Source organism: Paenibacillus sp. JT22N1, assembly GCF_059692155.1.
Genome location: NZ_JCAUAW010000030.1, coordinates 31,599 through 52,937, shown reverse-complemented (window position 1 = coordinate 52,937; position 21,339 = coordinate 31,599). Strand labels below are relative to the sequence as shown.

The following is a 21,339-nucleotide window of genomic DNA, read 5'->3' as shown; positions in this document are numbered from 1 at the left end:
TCACACCGCTACTTTTCCACCAAAGGGAATAGAAGCTCTTGATTTTCCTGGGTATACATGTTTTCTTTCGTAATGACAATGGCATCTATATTCACCTTTGGGTTCACTTTGATCCCGTTTAGGGCCTGTACCGCCGTTTCAACGGACAAATAACCCATATTGAACGGCTTTTGCACAACTGTCGCCTGTATGACGCCTTCCTCCAAAAGTTTGATCTGGTAAATGGAACTGTCGAAACCGACAATCTTGACTTTATCTATCCATTGTTTCTCTTTAACAGCCCTGGCTGCCCCTAAAGTAGCCGATTCATTCAAACCGGCAATGCCTTGAATGTCCGGATACATGGATAGCAGATTCTTCACCAGGTCATACGCTGCATCCTCTGTCCCATTAAACTCGTAATTACCTGCATATTCAATTCCTGGAGAATCCGCAACTGCTTCCTTAAATCCGTCCTTACGTTCCTTTTCAGCTATCGATCCTGTGCCGCTGCTTAGCGTCATTACTTTATATAATTTGCCATTCCGCCCTCCGGCCAATATCATTCCGGCTTTTCTCCCTGCTTCCGTATTGTCGGTTGCAATAAGGCTTGTCTCTTCATGGGTATGGATCGGTGAATCGATCAAGATAAGCTTGATGCCGGACTCCTTTATTTTTTGGACGGTAGGTGTAAGCCGATCGTAATCTGTTGCTGCAAGGATGATAGCGTCGGGCTTTTTCACAAGAGCCTCGTCCACGTTGCGAATTTGTCCAACTGTATCCGATTCCGATAACGGTCCCGTAATGTCGATATTTACATCGAATTCCTTTGCTGCTGCCTTTACACCTGTACTAACCATCTGCCAATAGTCTGAGCGAATATTGTTCGATTTCAACACGACAGCGATCTCAAACTTTCTTTGTTTCGTGATTCGCAGCATCTCCACGCTATATACCACTATAAATCCGATCACAATAACGAGAAGTACGGCCAAAAAAACAGGCTTCTTATGTGCCATCTATAACTCCTTTCTGGACACATTTGGGTAGTACGATCGTAACCTTAGTACCTTCCCACTTTTCGCTCTCAAAGGTAAGACCAAACTCTTTCCCGAATAATTTAATTCGCTCATTCACATTGCTGACCCCAATCCCCCCGATGATACCCTCTTTCAACTTCAAAATTTGGTCCAGCTTTTCCTGTTCCATGCCTACTCCATCATCCGCGACGACAAATACAATGGTATCCCCGTCTGCTTTCCCAGTTATTTTAACTAAGCCAGACTCCAACTTATTTTTGATACCATGATAGATTGCATTTTCAACAATAGGCTGTAAAATAATTTTGGGAATATGAACTTCAAATATACTGGGATCAACATCGATCTGAAAGTCAAGCTTGTCCTTGTATCTCATCGTTTGAATCAACAGATAGTTGGTGATATGCTCAATTTCAACTCGCACGGGGACCGTTTCATTATTTTTATTAATAATTGAGCGAAACAGCTTGGCTAAAGAAGAAGTCATCAGAACAACTTCATCGTGCTTTTTACGTTCCGCCATCCATATAATCGAATCCAAGGTATTGTATAAAAAATGGGGATTGATCTGTGCTTCAAGCAGCTTCATTTCACTCTTTCGTTTGCTTTCCTCATTTTGAATAATTTGATTCATTAAATCTCTGATTCGACCCACCATGATATTGAAGGTATGACTCAATTGTCCAATTTCATTCTTGCTCCGAAATTCCGATCGGATGCTGAAGTCTCCTTTTTCCACTTGTTTCATGTTGCTTTGGAGCATCTTGATGGGTCGCGAAAGGTGGCGGGAGATGAAAAAGGAGAGGTACAAAGCGATCACTAAAGCTAAAATCGTCCATAAAAAATAAGACAAATTGATTTGATACTGGTTGGCAATCAGCTCGCTTGCATAGGCGACGCCGACGATTTTCCATCCGAAATGAGTCTCTTGGATTGTGTAAATCCGTTTTTTGTTTCCTTCTCCCGTTATGAAGCTGCCACTGCTGGATTGTTTGACCTTATCGATCATCTCCGTCTTTAGATTGCTGTTAATAAGCTTCTGCTGAGGGTGATAAACGATGCTTCCTTGCTTGTCGACGATGAATACATATCCTCTTTTTCCCAGGTTAATGTGATTACAAATTTCATTGATGACACTCAAATTCAAATCAACCAAGAAAATACCTTCTCCCGTAATGCCGTCTGCACTTTTTAGCTCCCGACTTAATGAAACAACCCAACGGTACTCATTCTGGATAATATTTTGGACGTGCGGGGCAGAGATGACAGATTTACCACCTTCTGCCTTCGCATTTTTGTACCAAGGCTGTTCCTCAATATTCGCGTTTATGTTCAAACTTGTAATTCTGCGGTCTGAGACAAATCGGTTGTTATACCCAAAAACCATGATCGAGGCAATATCTTTACGGGTAATTAATATCGATTGAAATAAATCGGATATTCTTTTCTCATACGGCCTACGTTCCTCATCGTTTATGAAGCTCGTCTCCGTAATGTAATATTTCACGTCTTTGTTCGTTGATGCCAGCATAGAGATATCTTCCATATTGGTTATGTAGGATTGGATGTTGATATTAATCTGTTGGATAATTTCAGATATGTAATGTTTAGAATTCGTTTCTACCGCGTCAGCCGAGAGACGATAGGAGATGTAGCTCGTGATTACGATTAAAAATAAGATTAAGCAAGAAAAGACGACAGAAATACTGGATTGGATGCTTCTAAATTTGAAAAGAAACAACCCGACATCCCTTTCTTTTCTCATTAAATTTTCTCCCTCAACAACTTTTCTCGATATTCGGTAGGGGTTGTCCCCGTATTTTTTTTAAACAGCACACTAAAGTATTGGGGATCGCCATAGCCTACTTTTGACGCAACTTCATAGGATTTCATTGGGGTATGCTGCAGCAAATCTTTGGCTTTTTCAATCCTAACTCGAGTTACATATTCCATAATCGTTTGTTCCTTATGCTGCTTAAATACAGTACTGAAGTAGCTTTTACTCAAATGTACATGGCGGCAGAGGTCATCGACAGTAAGGTTCTCATCAGAATAATGCTTCTCGATATAGGCAATCACATTCAGAACTTGCATTTTCGTTTGATCGTTTCTTTGCTCTGAAATATATGAAATTGCTTCTTTACAAATCGTGTTGAGCCATGTTTCAATTTCATCCAGCGTTTTGAATCGATTGATATCTTCTAGTAGGATTTCATGTCCTTTAAAATGAGCACTGTCATCTCCAACCAACTCGTGAATCATAGTCATAATAGCAATAATAATCGCTTGAATTTGTAAATAACAGGCTCCCAATGACATCAAGGAATCCTTTAGTTTGCTGATTAATTGCCCAATTAGAATTTGAGCTTCCTCGAACGTCCCCGTTTTTATCAACGTAGAAAACCTGCGGTTCCATTCGATATCAAGTTGCTGCACTGGCTTATTTGCGCCTTCCATATCCAGGATGCTGATGACCTTATTTTTACCATGCAAAAAGCGGTAATCGAGTGCGGAGATTGCCCCTTTGTAAGAAAGAGGGAGCTCGTTTAAGGTGCTGCACTGCTTACCGACACCAACCGTTACTGTAAATTTCAAATATTTCTCTATGCAGAAGCGAATCACTTCAGATAAGTTGATCGCAGTTTCATTGAGTCCTTTTTCCGCCTCCCCGGAAAAAATAACGATAATTCGTTCTTCCCTCGTTCGAAAGACGATTACATCTTTACCCTCCATAACTTCTTGAACAATATTAAAGGCCGCGTATCGGAAAAGCTCAGGATCGTTTTGCCATCTTTCTTTTTTTATTTCGTCTAAGTCGTCAATGTCTATTGCTACAACAAGATAAGGTGGAGATATCAGCGGAAGGCTGAAATATTGAAATCTATCGTGAATGGTTACATCTCTTAATGTCCCGTTGATTAACTGCTCAAGAAAGCGCTCTCTTAATAAAGGTAAGCTTTGATGAAGTTGCATTTTAAGGTGAGAGAGATTTTCGCGATTTTCCGCTTCCTTATCCATCTCTAATTTCACTTTATCAAGCAGACTGCGAAGTTCGTTTGCCGTAATAGGTTTTACGATAAAATCGTGTACTTTCAAGCGCAGTGCCTTCTGGGCGTAGTCAAACTCATCATGACCGGTAAGGATGATCACCTTGATATAGGGATAATTCAAATGAATTTGTCTAGTCAATTCAATTCCGTCCATAAATGGCATACAAATATCAGACAAGACGAGGTCTGGCTTGAGTTCTGAAATGGCTTCCAAAGCTTCTTTGCCATTCCGATAGTCTCCAATACATTCAAAACCGTGCCTATCCCACTCTATACTCTCCTTTATTCCTTCTCTCACTTCAGCTTCATCATCGACGATCACAATTCTATACAGTGTGTACACCTCCATTAATTCGGCTTATCGAAGGAGAACGCTTTCAAAAACTCCCAAGTTTTATTTCTAATATTATACAAGTCTTTACTCTCATCGGGAAGAAGTTTATTTTGTACTATACGCCTAAGGACTCCTCCATACAACATAAATAATAAGCGTTCTCCCAATAGAGTGAACGCCTAATTACTTCAAAACTTAATTTATTGCTTCAAGACTTTATTGGTCTGTCCCAGCAAAACCAAGTTTCTTCAAATAATTGAAGCTGGTCGCCAAGCAGTCAAATGGATCTCGACCATAACAGTCGTCTTGTTCAACCGGCGCCCATTCAACACCAACTTGTTTACAAGCCTCCAAAATCCGGGAATAATTCATATTACCTTCACCAATCTCGGCAAATCGCTGCTCCATATCACTCATTACTGCAAAATCTTTCAAATGAACGAGTTTCATTCTTCCCTTCAGTTTGTTTATCCATTCTATCGGATCTGCTCCTCCAGATTGAACCCAGTAGAGATCAAGTAAGAATTCAAAGTCTTCTGGGTCAGTCTCCTCCATGAGGATTTCTAGCCCGGTTTTCCCATCGAATTTCGCGAACTCAAAAGAATGGTTATGATAAAAGAATTGTAATCCTGCCTGTTTTAATTTTCTTCCAATGTCCGATGCTTCTTTGGCGAAAGTTATATATCCTTCTTTGCTGCTACGATTTCCCGGCGGCATACCTCCTAATCCCACATATTTACAATCCCAAATCTTATGCTTCTCAATAACAGCATCCAAGTTATTGGTTAAATCCGCATATGGAATATGGGTCGCACAGATCGTCAGTTGCTCACGGTCTGCAATTTCTTTCAATTCATTATTACCGATAGGACCTATTCCTGAAACTTGAATGGCGTGATATCCGATTTGTTTAACCTTTTTCAGACTGATAGAAATGTCCTCGGGCGTTTTTAGAAAATCCCTTATTGTATAAAGCTGTGCTGCTGTTTTCATTTTGTCACTCGCTTTCATAGAATATTGAAACAACCTCTTGTTGCGGCCTGCGCAGAATTTGATATTTGCAATATACGATTCAATCCTTGTCGCCTACAAGTCGCAATTGTTGCGCAGAGCCGCAAACCCGCAAACCCAAGCCTCTGCCTACGGTATGTTGCATTCTCACCTATCCTTTAATGGCTCCATCCGCCATACCTTTTACAAAAAACTTTTGAAGAAACAGATAAACGACTGTAATTGGTAACATCCCCATCAAACATCCGGCTGCTACCCAATTTATATTACTTTGGAACTGTGAAATAAACATGGATAGAACAACGGGAACCGTTTGAAACTCTCTTTTTTGCAGAAAAAATAAGGAGAATTGATAATCATTCCAAACTTGGACACCAATTAAAATAACAATAGTCGCAGTGATGGGTTCTAATAATGGCAAAATAAGACGAAAGAAAATAGCATATTGATTGCAACCGTCAATGACGCCTGCTTCGTCCAATTCCTTTGGAATTGTACTTATAAAGCCAGTGTAGAGAAAAATGGTCATTGGAAGAGTAAAAGTTACTTGCGCTAATGAGATCGCCCAGTACGTATTAATACCTCCAATATCCACAATCAATTTATACAGAGGTACCAGAATCGTAAGTGCAGGGATAATTAAGCATGATATACAGACGGTGTAAATAAAATTGTTCCATTTGGTTCTATGTCTAGCCAGCGGATAGGAAGCAATTGAACCAATTAGAATAACTAGCACAAGAACGACAGCTGTGATGATTATATTGTTCAGAATCGCTTTACCTAAGTGCGCTTGCTTCCAAACGTCCACAAAGTTACTAAGACTTAATGATGTAGCTGGAAGCCACTTGGAACTTACATCGCTTGCACCTTTAAATGATAAGTTTATTAAAATATAGAAAGGAATAATATGCACAATCGAGATGAGCCCTATGAGTAAATACTTCAAAATGTTCTTAATCATAAGCTCACTTCCTTTTTACGTAGCATTCTCAATAAGGTCAAGCTGACTACACCAATGAGTATGAACATCACATTACCTAGAGCAGCTGCATACCCGGCATCTTGTCGTGCAAAGTACAAGTTGTACATCATCGTAGATAAAGATTGAGACGCATAGCCAGGCCCCCCGTTGGTCAGAGCCACAATAACGTCAAATAGCTTCAGACCACCAATGATATTGACGACAACATTAATCGTAATCGATGGCATCAATAACGGTAACGTTACATTTTGGAATCGTGCAAACCATCTGGCACCATCGATTGAAGCAGCTTCATAATAATCTTTCGGTATCGATTGCAAGCCTGCCAAGTAAATAATCATCGCTACTCCCATAAACTGATAGGTATTAACAAAAGTAATAATCCCTACAGCCACAGGGCCATTAGCGAGCCAATCGGCGGGAGCTTGATGAAACAGGATCCTAATATCGTTAATGGCTCCACCATCATATTGAAAAAAGAAATACCAAATGTAACCCATAATCAACGGACTAATAATAACTGGCAGATAAACAATAGTTCTGACCAAGCCTTTTCCACGTATTTTCTGATCCAGGAACAAGGCGTATGCAAGCCCTAACAGGTTTTGAAACAGTGTGCTTCCAAGCCCATATATAAGCGTATTCTTCATTGTAATGAATATTTTTTTATCCGTGAACATCTGGGTATATTTATCCCAACCTATCCAGTTAAACGTTGGTGAGTAGCCATCCCAATCCGTAAAAGAGATTCTAATTCCTTTGACCAATGGATAAAAAATAAATAAACCAAACAAAAGTAAGGCAGGTAAGTACATGATGTTTAACGCATTTGGAGACAAAAGCAGCTTCTTAATCCAACTAGATTTATGTATTTCTACGCGATTTTTATTTTGTATCGCTTTCGTATCTACAGTATTCAATTTTTCTCTCTCCTTCCTAAACCACTGCGAGGCGGAACAAGAATAGCCCATAAACATAAATGCACGATTAGGGGCTATTCTTTTTCCATCTATGTATCCTTACTTTGTAACTGTTGCTCTTAAACGAGTGTATTCTTTTTTCATATTTTCAGAGAATTGCTTCGCTGTAATTCCGCCAGCAATGATATCTTGACCATTTTTACACATAACATCCCACATACCGTTCGGTAAAAATACACGGTCAAAATACGGAAGTACACGCACGTCTTTATACTGCTCATAGTATTTGCTTAAATCACCGGCATCCACTTTGGCACCTTTGATTCCTGAAGGCAATGCATTGGAGACAGCCACCAATTGAGCATTCTCAGGTTTTGCGTAGTAAGCGACAAACTTTTTGGCTGCTTCTATGTTTTTGGAATCTTTAGAGACTCCCCAGGTTGTTTTTTCCCCGCCGACAAAGGTAGGGCTGTCACCTTCAACGATAGATGGAATTGGCATGAAACCAGCTTTCAACTGTGGATTCACTTTCTTTGCTTCTTCAATCACATAAGCTCCGTAGAAAAGAAAGGCCGTTTTGCCTTCTGCTAATGCTTTCGCATCATCATTGTACTTAGCCGTTAAGACATCTTTGTTTAAGTAACCTTTTTTGTATAGATCAGCAAACATTTGAGCGAATTTATCCCAGTTATTCCAATCAAAAGTACCATCTAGCAGCTGGGCAGAATTGTTTGTAGCGGCACTTGCATAAAGCGGAGTAGCAAAATAGTCAAAATACTGTCCCACTGGCCAATTATCTGAACCTCCCATATGGAAAGGCGCTACTGTACCACCACTTTTGGTTTTAATTGTTTCTGCCGCTTGCATCATTTGATCATACGTTTTAGGAACTGCAATGTTATATTTTTCTAATACATCCACATTGTAAGCAATTCCTGATTTATCTTGATCCATTGGCAAAACGTATACTTTACCTTTATCGTCAGTTACAGCAGATTTAATAGCATCATCCAGAGTTCCCACCCAAGCTTGATCTTTCAAATCAGCCAAATACTGTCCATATCTGATTTTGGCCCAACCATGCGTAGAGAAAACATCGGGTAAATCATTACTTGCCATTTTTACTTTCATCATGTTTTCGTAATCTTTACCTGGAGCACTGAATTCAACCTTGATGGTAGGATTCTCTTTCGTGAAATTATCAGCGATAGTTTGTAAGACTTTGGCTTGTTCACCGACCACGTTTGTTGCAACACTAATCGTGACTGGCTTAGCTGAATCCTTCTTATCCTCTTGTTTTGTTTCCGTTGTAGCAGTAGGTTTGATATCGGTTACCTGTTTGTTAGCGCCACAAGCGGACAAAATTCCTGTAGTAGCGATTAATACGCACAATGTAGCTTGCCATTTTACACTTTTCATCTTTGTCTTCCCCCTCAAATATGTTTTGTAACTGCTTACATTCATATCCTAACATGAGTAATAACGTTTTCAATGATGGATATCTACACTCTGATTGTGATTTTCTACACTGTTCAACATGGATTGACACGTCGGCCCCCTCACTATATGCTTGTCTCTTAGGAGGCGCTTTCATGACAATCAGCTTATCTCTTCGCAATAAATTAATGATTATTTTTACGGCAACCATTATTTTGCCTTTTCTTACTCTAGCGATTATTCTACCTTATTATTTCAAAAGCTTGATTAGTGAAGAAACGCAGCATGTAACCTCCGGCGCCATGAACTCCTTATCAAGAAACTTAGAAACGTATTTGGATGACTTGGATCGTCTAACATTATTACCTTACTATAACGATGAACTTATACAAGCTCTCAAAATAACCGCATACCAGTCCAATTCGAGCTTGGACGATTATACCAAACTAAAAACCTCTCGTGCTCTTAATGGGGCCTTGCCCAGTTATTTGATCAGTACAAGAAAAGAGATCTTAAACACGGTTATTGTGACTAATGATGGACAAGGACATTTGAGTAGTAGGTTTGATGCGACTAATCTTGTGCAGGGCTTTCCTTATCAGAAGCAAAATTGGTTCCAGAAGGCACTTCTAGCTAATGGTAATGCAGCTTTTGTAGGATCCCATAAACAAGACTACTTATCCGGAACGATGAACACTCGTGTATTCTCAGTTGCTCGTATGATCAAAGATCCCGATTCCAAAGAACCTATAGCAGTTATCATAGCAGATGCAGATTATGGGGCGCTTAGCAAAATAACTGAAGATATTTCATTTAGTATGAATTCCATGATTGTCATTATGGATGAGGACAATCAACTGCTTTATTCCAATAAAGAAGTGCCCGACACTTTGGTGACTCAACTCTCTAACAAAAGCAGCAAGATTGCAATCGGTGACCAAAAATATGTAACCCTTTCCAAAAACTTAAAATCTGCGAATTGGAATATTGTCGTACTTCTATCTGAGTCAGAAATGAATTCTAAAATACAATGGATTTCCACTGTTGCTATCATTGTCTCGGCCGGTGGTATCGTGGTCACTTTCATTCTTTTTATGTATTTAACCAGATGGATCGTAACACCATTTAAACAAATGAATGGCGTCATGAAAGAAGTCCGGACAGGAAACTTACAAGCACGTTTTACTTCTATCGGAAAGGATGAGATTTCACAGCTCGGACAATCCTTAAACAAGATGATTTTTCAATTGGATGATATGATTAACCGCGAATATAAGACGGCCCTTTCCTTAAAAGAAGCAGAATATCAAGCACTTCAATCACAAATTCAACCTCATTTTCTTTACAATGTATTGACAGGATTTATAGGTTTGAATCAAATAGGTGAAAAGCGAAAACTTGAAGATGCCACATTTGCCTTGAGCGGTATGCTCCGCTATATTCTTGCCAATAATCAAACCACAACAATTGAACAAGAGTTTCAAATTTTGCAGGGATATGCCTTGCTTCAAAAACTCCGGTTCAACGAGAAACTGCAAATTGATATCGGTTACGAGAAAATTGTAGGTTCTTTTCAAATTCCTAAGCTTTTAATTCAACCGATTGTGGAGAATGCGATCATTCATGGCATTGAACCTAGCGAAAAACCAGGTCTTGTTGAAGCTAAAGCTCTTATTTATGTTCATGAAGATAAGGAATTCATCCAAATCAAAGTACGTGATACTGGGGTCGGATTCGAAATGAGTGACTTTCAATCAACCAAGCAGCAAATTGGAATATCTAACGTAAAGGCAAGATTAGAAATGCTTTATCCTGATGCTAGTTTCATGATTCAGAGTAGACCTGGAGTGGGGACAACTATTCATATTACCATTCCGCTAAAAGGAGCACATTTATGAGAATTATCATTGCCGATGATGAGACTTGGGTTAGAACGACAATTAAGAATATGCTGCTGGAGCTAGACATGCCTCTCGATATTGTTGGAGAAGCATGCAATGGCGAAGAATTGATTGAAATGTCTCAATTGCATCAGCCTCAGCTCGCTTTCATAGACATCCGTATGCCAAAGATAGATGGTCTTGAGGCAATCAGAGTAGCGAAAGAGCTGTCACCTCAAACTAGATGGGTCATTTTGTCAGGTTCATCCGACTTCAAATACGCGCAAGAGGCCATTCGACTAGGCGTTAAAAACTACCTGTTAAAACCAGTTGACCCACAATCATTGTCAGAGTGTGTAGAGGAGATTTCAGAGGATTATAATCATGATTTGGTAAAAGGTAATGATGAATTTGAGTTTTTAATTTCCTCTTTCATATGGGGCAACAGAACATTACAGGATTTATCAGGTATCCAATCTCATCAGTTTTCCGGCACCCTTATTTGTATAGACAGTTCCTTATCTGAATCTTTAAAGCTGCAGCTGATACAAACATGGTTGAAAGAGATACAGACCCATATGAAAAAAACGATGAATCATAAAGATATCAGGTATGCCAAAATTACGCTACGTAATGGCGATTATGCGATTATAACAGCCTGGAATCCTTCGCATCGTTCAATTATGATGAGTATACGCTCAGAGTTAGTTAATTTTATTAAATCCAAGATGATAGAATATAAAACCGACTATTTTTCATTAACTGCTTTGCAAAGTGATATTAGTGATGACTTGGAAACATGTATTCAACAAATTTCAAGTCTTCAAAACTCAGCTCCGCTAAGGGCCGTCTTACCTCATAGTGGCGTATGGTTAAAGAAAGATTTGGATTTCTATCAAAATAACGATCAGCCTATCGTTGAAATCAGCCGAACTGCTGAAAAGGTAGTCCGTTTTTATCAAAACAATGAATACTTATTCTATAAGAAAGAAATCGACACCCTGGAGCGACAATTAACTTCTCTTCCCCTGCATCAGATCAAAACCATCCACGCCATCTGTGAATTCTTTAATACGACCATCAAAAGAGCGTTTGACCCTAACAGTCAGTCGAAAATATGGATAGATAAACTCAGGGAACTCGGCGAGAAGTTGTTACCTACTTCTGCTAATAAAGACTTGGCCAATCAGGATTTGATTAATCAAGTCATTCGCCATATTGAGCAGCATTATATGGATGATATCGGCATCCATCAACTAGCGACTCAATTCAATATTACACCTAACTATTTGAGCACACTCTTCAGCAAACGATGCGGTGTCACGTTTTCGCGGTACATTACCCAGATTCGTATGCATAAAGCTAAGGAGATATTGATAGAAAAAACGAACATGAAAATTCAAGAAATAGCTAAACAACTTGGTTATTACAGCACTAGTCATTTCATCAAAACCTTTTCGGAATTTCATGGCTCTTCCCCCTCTCAATTTAGAGAGCAGTATCTTGAACATATAACCAAACAATGAAAGGACGTAGAACATGCAATTGAAATCAGATATCAAATTATTTCTGCGTATTAAGGGAGCAGGATATCTACTTTTAGCTATCGTTATTTATGGGATCGGCACTGGCATACTTGCTCCTATGAATGCGGTATATTTGAAGGATCATCTAGGTTTATCTAAAGGCGAAATCGCGTCCATTTTCTCTATCTCATTGTTTCTGAATATGGCCATTACGTTATCCGTCGGCATTATGAGTGACAGGATCAAGAGGAAAAAACCAATTCCGATGATTGCTGCTGTAATTTGCGCAAGCGGGCTCATCTTCTACATGCATGCTGACAATTATATAGAAGCTCTAACTGGCATGTCGATTGCCGTGGGCCCATCTGGATTGATCATGGGACAACTCTTTGCTATGGCCCGCAATCATTTCAAAAAACAAGCCGAATCCATTATGGAAATAGCGATGCTTTGGCTTCGTGCTGGGTATAGCGTTGGTTTTTTTATGGGCCTGTTGTTCGGTGCAAATCTGTATCTGATTACAGGATTCCAAGGAGTACTTTGGGGCAATGTTGCAGGTTTTGCTGGTCTCTTCTTACTGCTGCTGTTTTATAGCGAAGTTAAAGGGACGAACGAAACCGCAGCCATCAAGGCCGGTGAACCGTTCTCTTTGGCCATGTTGATAGCGCTCTTGATGCTTTTATGTGCTGACGCCATCCGTGGATTGTATTTACCTTTAGTTTTCAATGAAAGGTTCGGAAAGCCAGATCTCATGTCGTACCTGTGGAGCGGCCAGGCCGTTTTTGAACTGTTATTCATGACCTTGACAGGTTATTGGGCGGCTAAGTTCGGGAGCAAACCCATCATGGTATTAGGCGGCATATGTGCGCTCGTCACTTATATCGTGTATACACTGTCTTCTCCTTTAGCGCTGTTTTTTACGGTCCAGCCTGTCTATTCTTTATCCATCTCCATTTTATATGGAGTAGCAATGGGTTACGTTCAGCGCATGTTTATCAACCACACAGGCTTTGGGGCCAGTTTGTACCTTTTTATCTCCCAAACAGCATCACTCATCGGCTACTTACTGCCCGTATTGATCCGAGGTATATCACCAACTATTTTTATCATACCGATCACATTGGTGATGGTTGCGCTAGTTATTATTATGAACGTGCTTTATAAGGAGAAGAGAATTTTGAAATCAGGATCTTTAGGAGGATAGCAAACAGCGCATCCACCGTCCATCACGGTAAAATGCGCTATTTGCTATTCCTCGAATTCACTAATTTCAAATTCCCTTACTTTTGCAGGTAATCGTAAAGCGTTCTTAACTTTTGAGTATGCGCGCCAGGCGTAAACTCATGACAACAAAAAGTCCGATGGACCTTCTTATCACTCACTCATTTGGAACGGCTTAAGTCTGCTCTCCCCGCACTATTCTCTTATTAAACTTTCCTTCACCGAAAATTTGCGCTGAAATAATCCCTACCAACAAAGACCACACAGGAGAGGATACCCCAACAAATGAGACATTTGAAATCGCGATTAGAAAAGCAAACAAAGTCGAGTATCGATAAGACGACTCCGAGAATGCAGCTTGCATGCTATTTAACAATACAGCTATGAGAGCAAATCCTGATAACATCGTAATAAAAGCGGAAGGCAGCATTTCAATAATCACAATGACTTTCCAAGCAAATAAACCGAATAAAGTAACTAGTCCTCCGGAAACTAATGCCGCACCTATCCGATTTTCTTTAGGCCCTGCTTCCTTACTGCTGCAGAGCGCGGTCATCATCCCCCCAATGTTCACGGCATGGCCTCCAAAAAAACCGGCGATAAGCGTGCCAACCCCTGAAAGCACAAGCGTCTGGTTAACTGGAGGCTGATAATCGTTTTTCTTCAAAGCAGCTAAAGCCACTGCAATATCATTTGTCAAAATCAGAACGGCAATCGGAATCGCAATCGAGAAGAAACTGTGAACGGTAAAGGAAGGAATAATGATTTGAGGTAAGGCAAACTCAGCAGCCTCCGGTACTGCCGGGAAATCATACCCAATAAAAAGCCCCAAGACGCCAAAGAGTATCACCCCTAGTAACGGTGGGATTGATTTCGAAATTTTGGGTGCGATAAAAAAACCTAAAATGGCCATTCCGCCAATAAGAGGTGAATCCTTTAACGCTGGAATGATATTCACCACATATTGAAGAACCAAGCCAGCTAGCATAGCATCAATAAAAGGCTTTGGGATGAAATCCAACGCTTTACTGAATAATCCCGTAAAGCCGAATATAGCGATAAGTCCCCCCGCCATAATGAAACCGCCTGCCAATTCACTCAGCTTAAATTGATCAACAATCGTGCTTAGAAAAGCAACAGCCGTGATCGAGTGTGCCCCGGCAAAAGGGATCTTGTATTTCCACGTCAATACCAAATTTAGAATACCGCCTAAGCAGTAGACACAGAACAACCAGGAAATCAGCTGCGAGCGGCTAAACCCCGCTGTTTCAGCACTATTTATGATCATGATGGCGCCACCCGTGCAGGCCATCAACGCAGACATAACGCCGGTCGATAGGTTTTGTGTATTCAGAGCTGACATATACTCCCCAATCTATCCTATTGTTTTTTCCTATGAAAAGGTAACTACTTATTTACATAATAGTAGCTTAGCCTCATTGGTAAGTAACCACCCAATTTCGAGATTTCTTTCCCAACCAATCCCGCCATTATTTCCCATCTCATCAGTCCTCTCCACTCCTTAGATGATTCAAGAAATACCAAACACTCTTGGACAGACGCTCGGCAGGCCTTGTAATAACACTCGCTACCACAGGTATTGGTGTGAACGTTGTCCAAGGCAGCAGCTTCCCATAAGATAGCTCTAAACTAGCAGCTGATTCCAAAATCACTCCATACCCCATCCCTTGCATGACAAATTGTTTAACCGTTTCGGTGGAATCGAGAGGCATGATCTCCATATCCCATGTATCGTTTATGGGTAAGGATACAACATCTCGAGGAACGATCATCTTTCGGCTATGGAATGACAACGAAGGCTGAATACCTATCAATCGCTCCTGAGCGAATGGCGTGACTCGAAATGAAAAATGATCGTCTGGTGGCTGCAGTGTCATTCCGATATCAATGCTGCCCATTCTGACTAATCTCTCAATTTCCTCATCCGTTCTTGTTTGCAGTTCTACTGTGATATCGGAATATGTTTGAGTAAACGAATACATGATTTTCGGTAGCAAATACGCGGCGACTACTTGGGAGGCAGCTACAATGATTTTGCCTCGATTCCCTAGCCGATATTCCTCCATTGCCCGATAAATCTGCCCTTCCAAGGACAGCATGGTCTCTGCATACTCCATCAGAGTAAGTCCTGCATCCGTCACAGCGATATCCCGACCAACAACCGTAAACAAGGGAACTCCTACTTCCTGCTCCAAACGCTTAAGCTGCATTGAAATCGCAGGTTGGCTCACATAGGTATCCTTTGCAACTTGAGTAATACTCCCCTTTTTAATAACCTGCATGAACAAGGACAAGTGTTTAGTATTCATAAACGCCCCCAGATATATAACAAAATTATTATGATTATATAATATTAATAGTATTTGTATTATAGATCAAATCGTGTCATTCTATAGTCATTCTTTTGAAGGGAAGTGTTTTCACCATGAATATCCAAGAAATAAGAGACCAATTTCCGATTTTAAAGCAGCAAGTTAATGGACATCCTCTGGTCTATTTAGATAGTTCGGCCACATCACAGAAGCCCTATGCTGTCATTGAAGCGCTACGGGATTATTATACGAATTACAACTCCAACGTTCATCGCGGTGCACACACGTTAGGTTCATTAGCTACAGATGCCTATGAGAATGCCAGAGATAAAGTCAAATCGTTTATCCATGCCAGGGAGTCGGCCGAGATCGTGTTCACTCGTGGAACGACTGCTTCATTAAATCTAGTCGCTCAATGTTATGTGAGAGAGTTTCTTAAAGAAGGCGATGAAATCTTAATCACCTTAATGGAGCATCACAGCAATCTCATCCCATGGCAGCAGGCGGCTAAAAAAACGGGCGCAACGCTTCGCTATATTCCCATCCAACCTGATGGCACCATTCGCTTAGAAGATGTCGAGGAAGCTATCACTTCGAAAACCAAGTTCGTATCCATAACCCATGTTTCCAACGTCATGGGAACTATTCATCCGGTGAAACAGATTGCGGCAATTGCCCACCGTCATGGGTCCGTGATTTGCGTTGATGCGGCTCAAAGCGCACCACATCTTCAGCTGGATGTTCAAGATTTGGATTGTGACTTTATGGCCATTTCCGGTCATAAGATGGCGGGCCCTACCGGCATAGGTGTTCTGTATGGGAAGAAAGCCCTCTTGGAAAAAATGACGCCTTATGAATATGGCGGAGAAATGATTGATCACGTGGACTTATACGAATCCACTTGGAAGGAGCTTCCCTGGAAGTTTGAAGGAGGAACGCCGAATATTGCAGGCGCAATCGGGCTTGGTGCAGCAATCGATTTCCTAGAACAAATCGGGCTAACTAACATTCGTCAGCATGAGAATCAACTGGTCAACTATGCATTGGAGCAGCTTTCATTGATTGAAGAAGTTTCGATCTATGGCCCAAGGCAGCCAGAACTTAGAAGCGGCTTAATCACCTTTAATGTGTCAGACGTGCATCCCCATGATCTCGCAACCGTTCTGGACTCGGAAGGAATTGCCATTCGAGCGGGCCATCACTGCTGCCAGCCTTTGATGAGATGGCTTAATGTTTCGTCCACGGCACGTGCGAGTTTTTATATTTACAATACGGAAGAAGACATTGATGCTCTCATAAAGGGTTTAAAGCGGGCAATATCTTATTTCAAATACGTATCTCAATGACAATTTGTTGGAATTGTGCGGTTACTCCACTGCGAATTCCATGGAATATTTTTCAATTATCACGTGAATAATAACCAGACCCTTTCTTCATTCTTGCACATTTTATCCCCACCATTATTAAAAGATTAGCGAGTTTGTCAAATATTCTACTCGAGAGTTCAACAACGAATTCGTGAACTGTATTATACTATGGAATAAATTGATATTTCTCAAAGATGGTGGTATACATGCGCAAACCTGACCGAACGAGTAAAAAACCTCTCTATCAACAGATCTCAGATGAGATGGAGAGGAGTATTATACATGGCGAATATCCGCCCGGAAGTTTCTTGCCTTCTGAACGTAAGCTAGCCGAACGACTGGAAGTAAACCGAAGCACCGTCGTACAAGCCTATGAGGAATTACGTGCAAGAGGAATAGTCGAAAGTATCAGCGGAAGCGGTACCATGGTCAGCAACCATATTTGGGGTATTAGGCCCAATTTAACACCTAATTGGCGTCAATATGTCGAAGGTGGCACATTTGCCCCCAATCTTCCCTATATCCGCCGGGTCCGTGAGGTTCTACGTGAACGAGAATCGATCATTGACTTTGCTAGTGGCGAGTTATCTGCCGACTTATTCCCTAATGATGCGATTAAGCAATTAATGAGGGACATTCCTTTCGAAGCCTACTTAGGATATGACGATCCGAGTGGGTATTTGCCGCTTAGAGAGACTCTTGTAGGTTTTCTGGAGGAAAGATTACGTATTCGAGCGACAGAAGCTTCCATCCTTATCACCTCCGGCTCACAGCAATCTCTGTATTTGATTATGCAATGTTTGTTAGCTCCTGGGGATGCGGTTGCCATTGAAGACCCGTCTTATTACTATTCTTTGTCCATGTTCCAATCTGCCGGGCTCCGCATTTTTCGCTTACCCGTAAAAGAAGATGGCATCGATCCCGAAGACATTATGACTTTGTACCGCCAACATCGCATTCGCATGATTTTTTTGAATCCGAACTATCAGAACCCAACAGGGACGATCCTTCATTCATCTAAAAGAGAGGCTTTGCTGAAGATCGCTGCTGAACTCGGTATTCCCATCGTAGAAGATGATCCTTTCAGCCTTACTTCCTTTGATCATTGTCCTCCTGATACGTTGAAATCCATCGATACTCACGGTTCCGTACTCTATGTCGGCTCTTTATCCAAGGTTGCAGCTTCAGGATTACGGATCGGTTGGTTGGTAGCTCCCCAGGCTGTCGTACAACGATTAGCGGATGCTCGCCAGCAAATGGACTTTGGCCTAAGCATTGTCCCGCAGTGGCTTGCTAATAAATTTCTAGGATCGGATTTGTTTGATAAACATACGCACTTCCTAAGAGACTCCCTTTCTCTGAAGCAGCATCTCATGATTCGATCCCTTCAGCAAGAATTACCTGACCAAATCAGCTTTACTCCCGCTCGAGGAGGTCTAAATATATGGTGCACCATCAAGGACAAGCTTGACGATCAGAAGTTATTGGAGGAAGCGATAAAACGAGGGGTTGTGTTTATGCCAGGAACCGTATTTGGCTCTGAGCCTGGACATCTGAGATTAAGCTTTGCTCGTCCCTCTATGGATGAGATCGCTCCTGGCATATCCAAACTAGCTCAGGCTTTTCATGCATTAACACAGAAATGTTAATAGGATTATGAAAGCTGCCCTTCGCTATTTACATAGGAAGGGCAGTTTATTATTTTAAAAATTTGTGCTTCCAGTCCTTGACATTGCAGCATGGCTCTCATACAATATGAAATGTAAGCAAGTACTTGCATTAAAGAAGGGTAGATAAATGAGCAACAATCAAAGTACGAGTGATAAACTTCTATTATCAACAATCGATCTCATGGCAGAAAAAGGGTATGATGGTACGACAACTAAGGAAATCGCTGCTGTTGCCGGAGTGAACGAAGTCACGTTATTTCGCCATTTCGGAACGAAAGAGAAGCTGCTAACAGCTGCCTTCAATCGTTATCACTATGCCTTAGAGATGACTAAGCTTTTTAACGAATCTCTGACAGGTGAGCTACATGAGGACCTTCTTATAATTAGCCGCAAGTATCATTATCTCATGAATCGGAATAGAAAACTGTTTCAGATCATTCAAAAAGGAAGCAGCAGCCTCCCTCCAGAAGTATATCAAGAGGCCCACCGCCATCCTCAGGAACTTCGGAAGCTTTTAACGAATTATTTGGTTTCCATGTCTGAGCAAGGTAAAGTGATAACTTCAAAACCTGACATACAGGCATATGCTTTCATGTTGATGAATCATGGTGCGTTCAATAGCAACTTTTCCCACATAGATTTGGACGAATTTATTGAAGAAAGCGTGCGGATATTCGCTAGGGCATTAACTCCCTAGCTTTTTTATAAACCGCAATGCAAGTATGTACTTGCATTCATACAAAGGAGCGATAAACCATGAATTCTGAAACAATGCTGCAAAAAGGTCCTATCTTAATGCGATTATTGATGTTTACTGTTATGATGTCATCGATGAGCGCCCTAATGTTTAACGTTGTGCTCCCGCAAATCAGCGAGGAGTTTCATCTTACCCTTGCTCAGGTGAGCTGGCTGTCATCCGCCTATACGCTTATCTACGCGTTTGGAACCGTGACTTATGGGAAGCTGGCGGACAGATTTCAACTGAAGAGCCTATTGACGTTCGGTCTGACGTTGTTTGCGGCGGGTTCTCTAATGGGGCTCGTTTCCCAAACATTCTGGTTCGCTCTACTCGGAAGATGTCTGCAATCTGCAGGGGCTGCGGCTATTCCGGCAATTGCATTGATTATCCCTGTAAGATATTTTGCGCCTGAAAAGAGAGGCTCCGCATTAAGCATGACAGCCGTCGGGATTGCGCTCGGAAGCGCTCTTGCGCCTGTTATTTCCGCGATTGTCGTCAGCTTTGCGAATTGGAGATGGCTGTTTCTGCCTTCCCTATTGATTTTATTATTGCTGCCGCTGTATCGAAAATATCTCGAGCATGAAGTGAAACAAGCTCCGCGCAAATTCGATTGGCTTGGCGGAAGCTTACTCGCCGCATCTATTGCGCTGCTTCTGCTAGGGGTCACGAATCGATCCTTGTGGTATTTGGTTATCGGATTAGCGATCTTAATCCTCTTCATCATACGTATTCGTACCGCTGAAGAACCTTTTATCCAACCTCGGTTATTTCATAACAAGAAATATACCATCGCAATAACACTGGCGTTTCTCATCAGCGGCATCGGCGTTTCCTTGTATTTTTTAACTCCGATTCTGTTTTCGCAAGTTTATCATCTTGGTTCCAATTGGATCGGTTTCGCCATGGTCCCTGCTGCGGCAGCCTCTGCCCTTCTGGGGAGAAAAGGCGGAAAACTAGCGGATCTGAAAGGTAATTCCTATCTATTCTCTGTTGCTTCCAGTTCTTTAATTACCTGTTTTGTCTTGTTGTCCATCTTTACAGGAATCTCGCCGCTATGGATTTCATTCTTCTTGATTTTCGGTAATGTAGGCCAATCTTTCTTGCAGATTGCAATGTCCAATTCCATTTCAAGATCATTGCCCAAAGATCAGATTGGAGTGGGGATGGGGCTTTTCTCTATGGTCAGTTTTATAGCCCAAGGAATAGCTGCAGGCGTTTACGGTATTATGGTTGCACAGGGTCCCTCCGTTAATTGGAATCCGTTGAATGTCGATCCGAACAGTTACCTATTCAGCAATTTTTATCTCGTTCTTGCCGCAATGCATGTGGGGATCTTGTTCTTCTACCACTTACAATTCCGTACCAAGAAACCAAGCGTTGCAATAGAACATTGAACAAATCATTGATTAGGGAGGGAACATAAAGATGAATGGTAATGTGAGACAAATTATTATCGACCAATTGCTTTCATGGCCAGAAGTAACTCAGCAGCCACACCGTTTCGGAGGGATTAAATTTCTGTTTATCGGAAAAGAAATTGGTCATCTACACGGAGATCATCTAGTCGACTTGCTCATGCCAAAATCGTTTCGTGATCAGCTTATAGTTTCAGGGCGTGCGCAACCCCATCATATGTATCCTGATTCTGGTTGGGTATCTGTTTATTTAACGTCAAATGAGGATGTTACTAACGCCATTGAACTTCTACGATTCAAGTATGATTATCTAGTGGCAAAACGAAATGAATGATGATAAGAGCACTCCATATTATTTTTAGTTTGTTGTCGATGGAGAACCCTCAGGCATTTTGCCTGAGGGTTTTTCTGTATGTATGAATATCAATAGTT

At 41.2% G+C, this 21,339-nt stretch carries 17 protein-coding genes; 8 read left to right on the top strand and 9 right to left on the bottom strand.

The features are described from left to right. Window positions 1-8: 8 nt before the first annotated feature. The 7 genes from AC58UU_RS35445 to AC58UU_RS35415 form a co-directional block, all read right to left on the bottom strand. Entirely contained in the window at window positions 9-998 is a 990-nt protein-coding gene (locus AC58UU_RS35445; protein WP_497322191.1) for a substrate-binding domain-containing protein, read from the bottom strand. After that, on the bottom strand, window positions 988-2,784 hold the full coding sequence (locus AC58UU_RS35440; protein WP_497322190.1) for a sensor histidine kinase: 1,797 nt from the start codon (window positions 2,782-2,784) through the stop codon (window positions 988-990). Before AC58UU_RS35440 ends, AC58UU_RS35445 begins: the two co-directional genes overlap by 11 nt. Continuing rightward, window positions 2,784-4,418 carry a response regulator gene (locus tag AC58UU_RS35435; RefSeq protein WP_497322189.1) on the bottom strand — a complete coding sequence of 545 codons (1,635 nt, stop codon included), beginning with the start codon at window positions 4,416-4,418 and terminating at the stop codon, window positions 2,784-2,786. Before AC58UU_RS35435 ends, AC58UU_RS35440 begins: the two co-directional genes overlap by 1 nt. A 201-nt stretch (window positions 4,419-4,619) precedes the next feature. Beyond that, window positions 4,620-5,396, bottom strand: coding sequence for a sugar phosphate isomerase/epimerase family protein (locus tag AC58UU_RS35430; RefSeq protein WP_497322188.1), 777 nt, complete (start codon window positions 5,394-5,396; stop codon window positions 4,620-4,622). A 169-nt stretch (window positions 5,397-5,565) separates the two neighbouring features. Next, window positions 5,566-6,378: a carbohydrate ABC transporter permease gene (locus AC58UU_RS35425; protein ID WP_497322187.1), complete on the bottom strand. Its 813-nt coding sequence runs from the start codon at window positions 6,376-6,378 to the stop codon at window positions 5,566-5,568. Beyond that, entirely contained in the window at window positions 6,375-7,214 is an 840-nt protein-coding gene (locus AC58UU_RS35420; RefSeq protein ID WP_497322206.1) for a carbohydrate ABC transporter permease, read from the bottom strand. Before AC58UU_RS35420 ends, AC58UU_RS35425 begins: the two co-directional genes overlap by 4 nt. Window positions 7,215-7,418: 204 nt before the next feature. After that, the gene (locus tag AC58UU_RS35415) at window positions 7,419-8,738 is read right to left on the bottom strand and encodes an ABC transporter substrate-binding protein (RefSeq protein ID WP_497322186.1); all 1,320 of its coding nucleotides are present in this window, start codon (window positions 8,736-8,738) and stop codon (window positions 7,419-7,421) included. A 173-nt stretch (window positions 8,739-8,911) separates the two neighbouring features. Here AC58UU_RS35415 and AC58UU_RS35410 point away from each other — a divergent pair, with 173 nt between their 5' ends. The 3 genes from AC58UU_RS35410 to AC58UU_RS35400 are packed head-to-tail and all read left to right on the top strand — an operon-like array spanning window position 8,912 to window position 13,366. Continuing rightward, the gene (locus AC58UU_RS35410) at window positions 8,912-10,654 is read left to right on the top strand and encodes a cache domain-containing sensor histidine kinase (protein ID WP_497322185.1); all 1,743 of its coding nucleotides are present in this window, start codon (window positions 8,912-8,914) and stop codon (window positions 10,652-10,654) included. Continuing rightward, on the top strand, window positions 10,651-12,162 hold the full coding sequence (locus AC58UU_RS35405; protein ID WP_497322184.1) for a helix-turn-helix domain-containing protein: 1,512 nt from the start codon (window positions 10,651-10,653) through the stop codon (window positions 12,160-12,162). The genes AC58UU_RS35410 and AC58UU_RS35405 overlap by 4 nt, the downstream gene beginning before the upstream one ends. A 13-nt stretch (window positions 12,163-12,175) precedes the next feature. After that, a complete protein-coding gene (locus AC58UU_RS35400) occupies window positions 12,176-13,366 on the top strand; it encodes an MFS transporter (protein ID WP_497322183.1) in 1,191 nt (396 codons plus the stop codon). Between the two features lie 192 nt (window positions 13,367-13,558). On the opposite strand, the gene AC58UU_RS35395 is transcribed toward AC58UU_RS35400, so the two are convergent. Next, window positions 13,559-14,746 (bottom strand): benzoate/H(+) symporter BenE family transporter, encoded by a 1,188-nt coding sequence (locus AC58UU_RS35395; protein WP_497322182.1) that lies wholly within the window; start codon window positions 14,744-14,746, stop codon window positions 13,559-13,561. Window positions 14,747-14,888: 142 nt separating this feature from the next. Beyond that, window positions 14,889-15,713 carry a LysR family transcriptional regulator gene (locus AC58UU_RS35390; protein WP_497322181.1) on the bottom strand — a complete coding sequence of 275 codons (825 nt, stop codon included), beginning with the start codon at window positions 15,711-15,713 and terminating at the stop codon, window positions 14,889-14,891. Window positions 15,714-15,829: 116 nt separating this feature from the next. On the opposite strand from AC58UU_RS35390, the gene AC58UU_RS35385 reads away from it, so the two are divergent. The 5 genes from AC58UU_RS35385 to AC58UU_RS35365 all read left to right on the top strand — a co-directional run bounded on the left by AC58UU_RS35385 (window position 15,830) and on the right by AC58UU_RS35365 (window position 21,241). Next, the gene (locus AC58UU_RS35385; protein WP_497322180.1) at window positions 15,830-17,062 is read left to right on the top strand and encodes a cysteine desulfurase; all 1,233 of its coding nucleotides are present in this window, start codon (window positions 15,830-15,832) and stop codon (window positions 17,060-17,062) included. Between the two features lie 227 nt (window positions 17,063-17,289). Further along, window positions 17,290-18,732, top strand: a complete 1,443-nt coding sequence (gene pdxR / locus AC58UU_RS35380; protein WP_497322179.1) for a MocR-like pyridoxine biosynthesis transcription factor PdxR — start codon at window positions 17,290-17,292, stop codon at window positions 18,730-18,732. Between the two features lie 148 nt (window positions 18,733-18,880). After that, window positions 18,881-19,450, top strand: a complete 570-nt coding sequence (locus AC58UU_RS35375; protein WP_497322178.1) for a TetR/AcrR family transcriptional regulator — start codon at window positions 18,881-18,883, stop codon at window positions 19,448-19,450. 59 nt (window positions 19,451-19,509) lie between these two features. Continuing rightward, window positions 19,510-20,886 (top strand): MFS transporter, encoded by a 1,377-nt coding sequence (locus tag AC58UU_RS35370; RefSeq protein ID WP_497322177.1) that lies wholly within the window; start codon window positions 19,510-19,512, stop codon window positions 20,884-20,886. Window positions 20,887-20,917: 31 nt separating this feature from the next. Continuing rightward, window positions 20,918-21,241 (top strand): luciferase domain-containing protein, encoded by a 324-nt coding sequence (locus AC58UU_RS35365; RefSeq protein ID WP_497322175.1) that lies wholly within the window; start codon window positions 20,918-20,920, stop codon window positions 21,239-21,241. Window positions 21,242-21,339 lie beyond the last annotated feature (98 nt).